Raw genomic sequence first — 9,393 nt, 5'->3', positions numbered from 1 at the left:
CGTTGTTCGGCTCCTGCTCGAACTTCACCAGCTGATTGTCCACGGTGTCCAGGCTCTCGCTGGTTTCCGTCAAAAACTCCCGCAACAGATCATCCATGAGCTACGCCTTACTGACCTGGATCTGGACTCGACGCCCGAGCCACGCTTGGCATGAACGGAAGTCCCCGCCTTGGATCGTTAGACATCCCCTTTCACGGTCCCGTTAATTTCATCCTCCGTGCTAATACGGATATTGAAGACAAGTTTGCCGTTCGATCGCATACGACAGCGTTTTTCGGCAAACCGTCACCACGCCGCAACGGCGAGACGCGTGAGGTGAACGTGCCGATAACAGCGGGACCAGGCGCGCGGGAAAGCCCAGCTCGTGAAGGACGATATGCGCGGTCTTCGCGGAATTGTATCGAGCCGCCTGCAATCCGGGGCGGTCCCGCCACGTTCGCTTGGTGCTCTGCCGGGATACGCAAGACCCGCATTTGCGGTAAACGATCCGTTACCGGCGTCCACTGCGGCCGGTGTCGGCGCTAACCCAGGCGCGCGGCCGAGGCGAGGTCGCCGTGGGGACGGTGCTCCGCCAGGCAATCGTTGATGGCGGCGAGCAGCGCGTGCGGCGTGAACGGCTTGCGCAGACACCGCGCCGCACCGAGTTCCAGCGCCATCCGGAGGAAATCGGGAGCTGGCGAATTCAAATTTGCGAACGCGTAGCCGGACATCGCAATCAGCGGAACGGCCGGCGCCCGCTCGTGAAAGATCCTGACCGATTCGAACCCGCGCATGTGCGGCATGAAGATATCGATGATCATCAGATCGAACTGCTCGTGTTCGAGCGCGCGAAGTCCGGCTTCCCCTCCTTCGGCGATCGTCACCCGAAAATCGTTGCGCTGGAGATAGACCTCGATGGCCATGCAGACCATCGGGTCGTCGTCGACGACGAGAATATGGCGCAGACCTTCTGTCCCCGTTTGAGCTTCCCGATTTGGCGATTCAATAATTGAACCGTGGCGCACGCCATGCTCCTTTGCTCGAGAAATGGACTGTTGAGAACCTGCTTGGCGGAGCGGGGAAGACAATGGACGCGAAATCTGCGGCCACGCGGCGCCAAGATTCGAAGCAATGTTTGAGGACGGTAGCCACTCGTCCGACTAACGAGGGTGCACGGATCGCCCGGCGTCCGATGGCAGTGCGGATGCAATGCTTCCGGCTCATGAAGGCCCCTTGCCGCTTTTACCTGCGCAACCCTTGCAGGCTGGCGCGCAGGCTTATGAGCGAATCAGCGTGCCATTCTCATTTCCGCCGCAAATGCACCGGCCGTCTGCCCCCCAACAGGTATACGCGGAGCAACACAACCATTATAATACACTTTGTTGTCGCGCAACTGGATGACGAACCGGACGCGGCGCGGATCACTTCGAAATGCGTCGGATCAACCATGACCGCGACCATCCTCCAAACCCGATGCGCCAGCCGACAATCTGGATCTGCTGGGTTCCCGGATCGATACCGGCGAATGGTCAGGGAATCTGTCTTTGGGGAGGGCGGCGTCGCGGCGGCGATCACCGATCGGACAACTTGTCCCAATTGCCAACATATCCCGACGGGAACATGATGGAACTTGGCCGGGCGGCAAGCAGTTTCGTGTGCTGCGGCCCGCTGGTCCGGAAGACGGGAGGCTACTTTGGAAACGATGGTGCGTTCCTCCAACGGTTTCCTGTCCGCGCTGTCGGCAGACGATTACGAATTGATCCGTCCGCACCTGCGTACGGGCGACCTGCCGCATGAGGCGGTGCTGGTCGAGACCGGCGAAACGCTCAAGCGCGCCTACTTTCCCCATCGCGGCGTCATCTCGCTGGTGGTGGAGCTCGCCAGGGGCGAGCACGTGCAAGTCGCCATGATCGGCCGCGACAGCCTGCTCGGAACGCTCTCGACCATGGGCGATGCCTGCGCGCTGAACACGGCCATCGTGCTGGTTCCCGGCTCCGCCTCGATGATGGATCTCGATCGGCTGCGCGTCGCGGCCGACCAGAGCGGCACTCTGCGGACGCTGCTCACGCGTCACGGGCTGGCGGTCTACGCGCAGGTGCAGCAGACCGCGGGGTGCAACGCCGCTCATCCGGTGGAGGCGCGGCTGTCGCGCTGCCTGCTGCACACCCACGACCTCTCCGGCGATTACCGGCTGCTGCTGACCCAGGAGGCGATGGCGCAGATGATCGGCGCTCGGCGGAACAGCGTGTCGCTGGTCGCCAATACCCTGCAGCAGGCGAATTTCATTCACTACAGCCGCGGACACATCCAGATCCTCAACCTGGACGGCCTGCGCCAGACGGCGTGCGAATGCTACGCCACCGTGAAGGCGCAGTATGACCGGCTGCTCGGCCCGCGCTGACTGGTGCTGCGGCGTGGTAAACCGTCCGCTAATTCCGGCCCGCAAACACGGATTGTCCTGCTACCGGAACTGAAATCCGGATGCCGTAGACACGCAACGTGCCGCGCGCGCCTGTCCGGGCCGGCGGCAAACGAACCGTGTTCAAGGCAGGCCAAACCATGTTCGAAGTCACCGCCGCGCCGGCGCAGACAGCGCTTGATGCCGAGCCCGCGCGCGAGCCGGGCGCATATCAGGCGCTGGTGCGCGAGATTGGCGAGGACGGTGCTTGCGAAGTGCGCGACGTGTTCTGGAGCGACACCTGCGCGCGCCTGCAATTGTTCCGCACGCTCGCGCTCGCGCAACATCACGGCAGGATCGCGCGCGAAGCGCATTCGCTGAAGAGCGCGGCCGGGACGTTCGGCTATGTCCGGCTCGCGGCGCTGGCGCTGCGGCTGGAGAAGACCGCGGAGAGCCTTGGCGACGCCGGATTTCGCGACCTCCTGGACCTGATGGACGCGGCCTATGCCGCCGGGCGCGCGCAGGAGCCGGAGGGCTGACGCGCTCGCTCGAAAACGCCGTAACCACTCACGCGTGCATGCCCGCCGTACTTCTACGGCTTGGGATTTTCACAGATGGCTAATCATAGGCAGCGATAGTCGCCGGAAACCAGGAGGGTTTCCATGTTCACCTACGAGACCGCGGACCAGAAAGAAGTTCGTCGCTTCCGCATCGCACAGTTCAACGGCCGGATGGCAACGGTGGCCGCTGGCGAGGAGACGGTGACCGGCTTCGTGCGCTCGGTGCTGGAGCAGGAATCGAGCATGCCGCCCCGCTGGACCATCACGATCATTCCCAACGCGCCGAAGGAAGAGCTCAAGCCGCTGCGGCCCTCGTCGCGCACGCGTCCCTTCGCCGAAGATTATTTCTGAGCACGATCGGAGCCGCGGGTTTTTCTCGAGAAATCTCTCACGCGTGGCCCTCGCCGCTGGCGGGCTGGCCGAGGCAAGAGCCTTCAGTCGATCGAATGCAGCAGCGCCGCACGGACGAGGTCCGCCGTGTTGCGCGCGCCGAGCTTGCGCATCGCCTCGGCGCGATGGCTCTCGAAGGTGCGCGGGCTGATCTGCATCCGAAGCGCACCCTGCTTGTTCGAATATCCCTCGCTGATCAGCCTCAGCACCTCGCGCTCGCGCTTGGTCAGCCGCTTCTGGCCTGACAGGCCGAGCATTTCGGCGCTCGGCAGGCGCTGCGGCTGTGGTGCGCGCGCGAGCTTCGATTCGGCGTCCTCGGCCCTGGACGCGATCGGCAGGCCACCCGTGTGAGAACCGGCAAGCTGTTTGACGAGGCCACAAACCCGCTCGGTCTGCACCAGCGCATTCTCCACGACCCGCTGCAAATAGGCACGATCACCCGTCACCGGCGCGAGCTGATCGCTGTGATGCTTGATCTCGCCCATGTAGAGCAGGAGCGCTGTGAGGGGACCGTTGAGCTCGCGAGCGATGGCGGCGGCCATTTCGTCGGCGGCCTTGGCGCGGGCGGCGTTCAGGCGGACGACATCGAGCTCTTCAGTCGGAGCGGCGTTGCTTTCGTACCATTCCGACGGCCGCGAATCAGTGGCCGTATCATTCTGTGACCCCATGTCACTCGTTTAGCGGAACCCCACGCGATCTGTAGTTAACTTTTTGCTCCGTAAGACTACGGTGAATTTGGCAGTTTTGTGCTGAAACGCCGGCACAGGCACACTTTATGCTTGAGTGGCAACGCCCCTCAACAGTCTCAGGTTGCCGAAACTGCCCCAATGATGGGCTGATGACCCGAAGCCTTCTTAACGATCCGATCGGCGCCGAATACCTCCGGCGCCGGATTTTACCGATATATTAACGGCGGCTTGCTTCTCTATGTCGCAATTGAGAGCGCGCAAATGCCTCCATGCATGCAGCCGATAGGCCTGCTGGAATCGTTGCGGAAGATTGCGTGCCATGAACGAGATCGACCAGCTATCGAACTTCTTGCAGAAGCTGACGCCCCTGTCGCGCAGCTGCCTGCTCAGCGAACTCGAACGGCTTGAGCTTTGCGGCATCGACATGCCGGGCTCGTCCGACCTCCAGTCCCGGTTGCGCGCCGAGTTTCGCAAGGACGGATCGAACCAGGCGCGCGCCACCAGTCCCTCGCGCCATTTCTTTGCGCCGCTCGAGCTGCTTCTGATCGACGGCGCGCCCGAGCATGCCAATGTGGGGCGGATCTCGCGCAACACACTCACCCCGATCTGGGAGTGGATCTGCCGCGACCTGCTGCCGACCATGGCGCGCGACTACATCAAGGCGATCAGCGACCAGGTCGCCGCCAACAACCAGAAGGAAGTGCTGAAGATCGCATCGACCTTCCAGACCAAGGTCGTCAAGGTTCTCGAGAGCACCCTCGCATCAGCGGAGAGCACCGAGTTCGCGCGCGGCAAGCTCGCGCAATATACGGCATCGCGCACCGCCTTCGACGACGTGAAGAAGATGCAACATGTGCTGCGCGCTGGCGCCGCGCTGCCGAAGTTCAGCGAAAAGCTGCCCGAGAAGATCGCGAAATTCGACGACGGCACCGTTGATCAGATCACCGCACGATTGGACGCCTTCAAGAAGGCCCATCCCGAGGCGCTGCCGTTCGCGCTCACGCTGGTGGCCAAGCGGCTGAAGACGTTCTGGCAATTGGTGCGCCTTGCCACCAAGGCCGCCGCGAGCAAAAGCGCCGCCGATGTCGCAGCCACGCCCTATGCCTGCGTCGTTCACATGGTGCTCGACCAGCTCGACGACAGGCGCCTCGCCTTGCGCATCGCGCTCCGGCACAACCGGGTGCTGATTGCGCGCGACCTGCTCGCCGAGATCTACGACACCGAATATGCGCTCAAGGTGCGGATCGACGGCATCGAACATTGCGAATGGGGCATTCGGCTCCAGCAATTGATGGACGCGATCGCGGCGCTGGTGTCCGCCGAGGTGAGCCGCTTCCCCTCCAATGTCGGCCACATTCTCGGCTCGCGCCGGCTACGCAGCCACGACACGCTCGGCGGAAAGCTGTCCTATCTGGCCTGGAAGGGACGCGATGTGATCGAGGACGGCGCGGCCGCGTTGCGCAAGCTGATCGGCCAAACCTGATCCCGCGACTAAAGCGCGCCTGGCGCGCTTTAGCTTGTCAGTTGAGCATGATCTTGTCGGAAAACCGCTGCACACTTTTCCGGATCATGCTCAGTGCGCGCGCGGCAGGCACAGGAAGCGATCGAGAAATCGTCCTGACAGCACGAACCTGAACCACCAATACATTATTCGCCGCGACGTCATTGCTGCGATCCTCGACAGCCCACCACCGGCTGCCAGAGCAATAGCGCACCTGCAGCAATCCGCTTGTGATGTGCTTCACATTGGCGCCAGCGCGCACCGACGCATTGTCGCAGAACCGTCACGAGCGAACCGGGAAAAATGCGCGCATGACGCGCAATTGAGGCGCTCCATTATTCAATTGGGCGAGGCGCGCGCGGCTTGGTCCAATTGCAGGACAGTGCGCGCGCATGCAGCCTTACTGCACGTCGCGAAATCTCTCGTGATTGTCGCAACCCTGCGCCCGATGCGCGGGCAGACGTAAAAACTTCTCGAACGAGACCCAGACAATTTTAGACATGATGGGTGCTTTAACGTTACCCAGATAATTCGACGATCGACTGAAGCCTTCCATATTTGAAACTGCTCACGTCGCTAACACACCGGCACGGAACGGGAGTGCTTGCGATGAACGACGAAATTGTAGAACTCGCCGAACGAAGGCCGAAGACCTTCGGACGGCGAAAGGTGAAGCCGCGCGCATGCGTCGCGGACGGCAAGCGCCATCTTCGCGCGTTTCTCGCGGAAGTGCTGGAGGATCTCGGCTTCGTCACCACCGAATGCGCCAGCGCCGATGAGCTGCAGAGCGTGCTGACGAGCGAGTTGCCCGACCTGATCCTGCTCGGCATCGCCGCCGACGGCATCGAGCCCGGCAAATTTCTGGAGACGCTGGTGCGCGAGGCCTTCGACGGCAGGGTTCTGACAGTGGGCGCCCGCGAGTCGATCATCGTCAGGGCCGTGCAGCAGGTCGGCGAGGAATACGGCCTCAAGATGCTGCCGCCGCTGACCACGCCCTTTGCCGCGGAGACGCTGCGCGACCGCGTCGCGATGCTGTTGCCCGAGGAGCCGGCCCCGAGCCCGGCCGTGCATGTCGGCGAGGCCCTGCACGCCGGCTGGCTCGAACTCTGGTACCAGCCCAAGATCGACGCGCGCACGCTGATCCGCAATAGCGCCGAGGCGCTGGTGCGGATGCGGCATCCGACCTGGGGCGTGGTGCCGCCGGCCTATTTCATCCCCGAAGAGCACGACCCGAATCTGCGCCACCTCTCCGAATTCGTGATCGAGCGCGCCGTGCAGGATTGGCACTATCTGCTGGAGCAGCAGAGCCCGGTCGATCTCGCGATCAACCTGCCGGCGTCATATCTGAAGGAGCCGCAGGCCGTGCGGGATCTCTGCCGCCGCATGCCGACGCATCCGGCGTTCGGCGGGCTGACGATCGAGATCGACAGCGAGGAGGCGATCCGCGACCTCGATCTCCTGGTCGAGGTCGCCCGCGAGCTGCGTCTGCACAATATCGGCCTGTCGATCGACAATCTCGGCGCCAACTGGCCGTCACTGATGGACTTGGGCAAAATTCCCTTCATCAAGCTGAAGGCCGACCGGCACTTCGTCACCGGCAGCGGCACTGATCGCCTCAAGCGCACGGTGTGCCGCCACATCGTCGAGCTTTCGCATGGCTATGGCGTGCGCGCCGTCGCCGAGGGCGTCGAGAGCCGGGCCGACCTGGTCACCGCCAACGAGCTCGGCTTCGACCTCGTGCAGGGTTTTCTGTTCGGCAAGCCGATGCCGCTGAAGAAGTTTGCGCGGAGTACGCTGACGCGGACTGTGATGGGGGGCGCGTGAGGCGGCCTCAGGCAAACCGCCGCGCGAAGAACACGCAGGCGACCACCAGCGCAGTCGCCGCGATCATGCTCCAGGCCACCGGTTCGTGCAGAAGCAGGCCTGCCAGCGCGAGACCGAAGAACGGCTGAAGCTGCTGCAACTGGCCGACACGCGCGATGCCGCCGAGCGCGAGCCCGCGATACCAGAAGATGAAACCGACGAACATGCTGAAGATCGAGACGTAGGCGAGCCCGATCCAGGCGGGCACACCGACGCCGCTCCAGCTCGACGGCCAGGTCAGGATCATGATCGGCACCATCAGCGGCAGCGCCAGCAGCAGTGCCCAGGAGATCACCTGCCAGCCGCCGAGCCGGCGCGACAGCGCGGCGCCTTCGGCATAGCCGAGCCCGCACAGCACGATCGCCGCGACCATCAGCAGATCGCCGGTGAGCGATGCGGTGCCGTCGTTGGACAGGGCAAAGCCCGCGACGGTGGCGCTGCCCAGAACCGCGAACAGCCAGAACATCGGCTGCGGCCGTTCGCCGCCGCGCAGCACGCCGAAGATCGCGGTGGACAGCGGCAGCAGGCCAATGAAGACGATCGAATGCGCCGAGGTGATGTGCTGGAGCGCGAGCGCCGTCAGCAAGGGAAAACCGACCACGACGCCGATGGCGACGATGGCGAGCGAGACCAGATCCCCACGCGCCGGCCGCGCCTGACGGAGCAGGCCGAGCACGGCCACGCCGATCAGCGCCGCGATGACCGCGCGCGCCGAGGTCAGGAACAGCGCGGAAAACCCGCCGACCGCCACGCGCGTCGCCGGCAGCGAGCCGCTGAAGATGATGACGCCAAGAAGCCCGTTGCCCCAGCCGCTGCCGGAAGATTGCATGCCCGTCTCGCCCTTGTCGGTGGATCCCAACTGGAGAGACCAGCCGGGGGCGGCGTGACGATTACCTGTAAGCTTTCCAACGCCCAACAACAAAAAGAGCGAAAACAACCCCATGCACAGTAGACCGGGGCTGCAAGATCAATGACTTACGCGGGGCGGAATCGTCTGACTGGGCGACACTTAATTCGCCTTGATGCCCGCTTCACTGATCAGCTTTCCCCATTTCGAGCTTTCGCTTTGGATAAAGCGGCTGAACTGCTCGGGCGAGGTCGGCGCAGGCTCTGCGCCAAGCGTCCGGATCTTCTCGACCACCGAAGGGTCCTTCAGGGCTTTTCCGAAGGCTTCGTTCAACCGGCCGACGATATCGGCTGGCGTGCCGGCCGGAGCAACCAGCCCGAACCAGCCAACGGATTCGAAACCCGCAATCCCCCTCTCGGCGAGTGTCGGCACATCGGGCAAGGACGAAAGACGCTGGGCAGACGACACACCGATGGCGTTAAGCTTGCCTTCGAGGATCAGTTGTCTCGATGCGGGGATATCCAGCACCGCGAAGGGGACATGGCCTGCGAGAACGTCGACCGTCGCCGGCGCGGTCCCGCGATAAGGGACCAGCTCCATGGCGATCCCGGTCTTCTGCGTGAACAGTGCCGCGGTCAAGTGCATGGCGGTCGAATTGCCGCCATGCCCGATCGACAATGCGCCCGGCTTGGCCTTGGCAAGCGCGATCGTTTCCGCGACCGTATGCGCCGGCACGTTCGCTGACGCAACCAGCACGAAGGGAATTTCCGCGAGCAGGGTGATCGGCGCAAGATCCTTCGGATCGAACGGCATCGACGAATTGAGATGCGGATTCACCGTCAGGCTACCTGCCGGCGCGACGCCGAGCGTATAGCCATCAGGCTTGGCCTGCGCGACCGCGGCCATGCCGATGTTGCCTCCAGCACCCGCGCGGTTCTCGATCACGAGACCCTGTTTGAGCTCGGCAGTGACCAGCGGTTCGAGCGCGCGGATGACGGTATCGGCGCTGCCGCCGGGCGGAAAGGTCACGATGATCTTGATCAATTGCTCGGGATAGGCCGCTCGGCTCGCTACCAACGGCAGCACGGCGAAACTCGCGGCCGTCAGCACGGCCAAAATGCGGCGGCTTGCAACGTGAAACACGTTTCCCTCCCCGGTGCGTTCTT

10 protein-coding genes are annotated in these 9,393 nt (G+C 63.5%); 5 read left to right on the top strand and 5 right to left on the bottom strand.

All coding sequences use genetic code 11. The features are described from left to right. Positions 1–521: 521 nt before the first annotated feature. Entirely contained in the window at positions 522–1,004 is a 483-nt protein-coding gene (locus IVB41_RS35550) for a response regulator (protein WP_247358144.1), read from the bottom strand. A 677-nt stretch (positions 1,005–1,681) separates the two neighbouring features. Here IVB41_RS35550 and IVB41_RS35545 point away from each other — a divergent pair. The 3 genes from IVB41_RS35545 (at position 1,682) to IVB41_RS35535 (ending at position 3,288) form a co-directional block, all read left to right on the top strand. Next, entirely contained in the window at positions 1,682–2,380 is a 699-nt protein-coding gene (locus IVB41_RS35545) for a Crp/Fnr family transcriptional regulator (RefSeq protein ID WP_197031102.1), read from the top strand. A gap of 158 nt (positions 2,381–2,538) precedes the next feature. Next, positions 2,539–2,916, top strand: a complete 378-nt coding sequence (locus IVB41_RS35540; protein WP_247358145.1) for an Hpt domain-containing protein — start codon at positions 2,539–2,541, stop codon at positions 2,914–2,916. 123 nt (positions 2,917–3,039) lie between these two features. After that, the gene (locus IVB41_RS35535) at positions 3,040–3,288 is read left to right on the top strand and encodes a hypothetical protein (RefSeq protein WP_027566442.1); all 249 of its coding nucleotides are present in this window, start codon (positions 3,040–3,042) and stop codon (positions 3,286–3,288) included. An 83-nt stretch (positions 3,289–3,371) separates the two neighbouring features. Here the strand turns inward: IVB41_RS35535 and IVB41_RS35530 are convergent, their stop codons facing one another. Further along, positions 3,372–3,995, bottom strand: a complete 624-nt coding sequence (locus IVB41_RS35530) for a helix-turn-helix transcriptional regulator (protein WP_247439472.1) — start codon at positions 3,993–3,995, stop codon at positions 3,372–3,374. Between the two features lie 340 nt (positions 3,996–4,335). Here IVB41_RS35530 and IVB41_RS35525 point away from each other — a divergent pair, with 340 nt between their 5' ends. Continuing rightward, positions 4,336–5,499: a hypothetical protein gene (locus IVB41_RS35525; RefSeq protein WP_247358147.1), complete on the top strand. Its 1,164-nt coding sequence runs from the start codon at positions 4,336–4,338 to the stop codon at positions 5,497–5,499. Positions 5,500–5,536: 37 nt separating this feature from the next. Here the strand turns inward: IVB41_RS35525 and IVB41_RS35520 are convergent, their stop codons facing one another. Then, positions 5,537–5,761, bottom strand: a complete 225-nt coding sequence (locus IVB41_RS35520) for a hypothetical protein (protein ID WP_247358148.1) — start codon at positions 5,759–5,761, stop codon at positions 5,537–5,539. Between the two features lie 365 nt (positions 5,762–6,126). Here IVB41_RS35520 and IVB41_RS35515 point away from each other — a divergent pair, with 365 nt between their 5' ends. Continuing rightward, entirely contained in the window at positions 6,127–7,341 is a 1,215-nt protein-coding gene (locus IVB41_RS35515; protein ID WP_247439471.1) for an EAL domain-containing protein, read from the top strand. 7 nt (positions 7,342–7,348) lie between these two features. Here the strand turns inward: IVB41_RS35515 and IVB41_RS35510 are convergent, their stop codons facing one another. Continuing rightward, on the bottom strand, positions 7,349–8,209 hold the full coding sequence (locus IVB41_RS35510; RefSeq protein WP_247439465.1) for a DMT family transporter: 861 nt from the start codon (positions 8,207–8,209) through the stop codon (positions 7,349–7,351). A gap of 180 nt (positions 8,210–8,389) precedes the next feature. Beyond that, on the bottom strand, positions 8,390–9,370 hold the full coding sequence (locus IVB41_RS35505) for a tripartite tricarboxylate transporter substrate binding protein (protein WP_247439463.1): 981 nt from the start codon (positions 9,368–9,370) through the stop codon (positions 8,390–8,392). Between the last annotated feature and the right edge of the window lie 23 nt (positions 9,371–9,393).

This window comes from Bradyrhizobium sp. 44 (assembly GCF_023073095.1).
GTDB lineage: Bacteria > Pseudomonadota > Alphaproteobacteria > Rhizobiales > Xanthobacteraceae > Bradyrhizobium.
The sequence above is the reverse complement of the archived record's forward strand: the minus strand, read 5'-3'. Positions and strand labels throughout refer to the sequence as shown.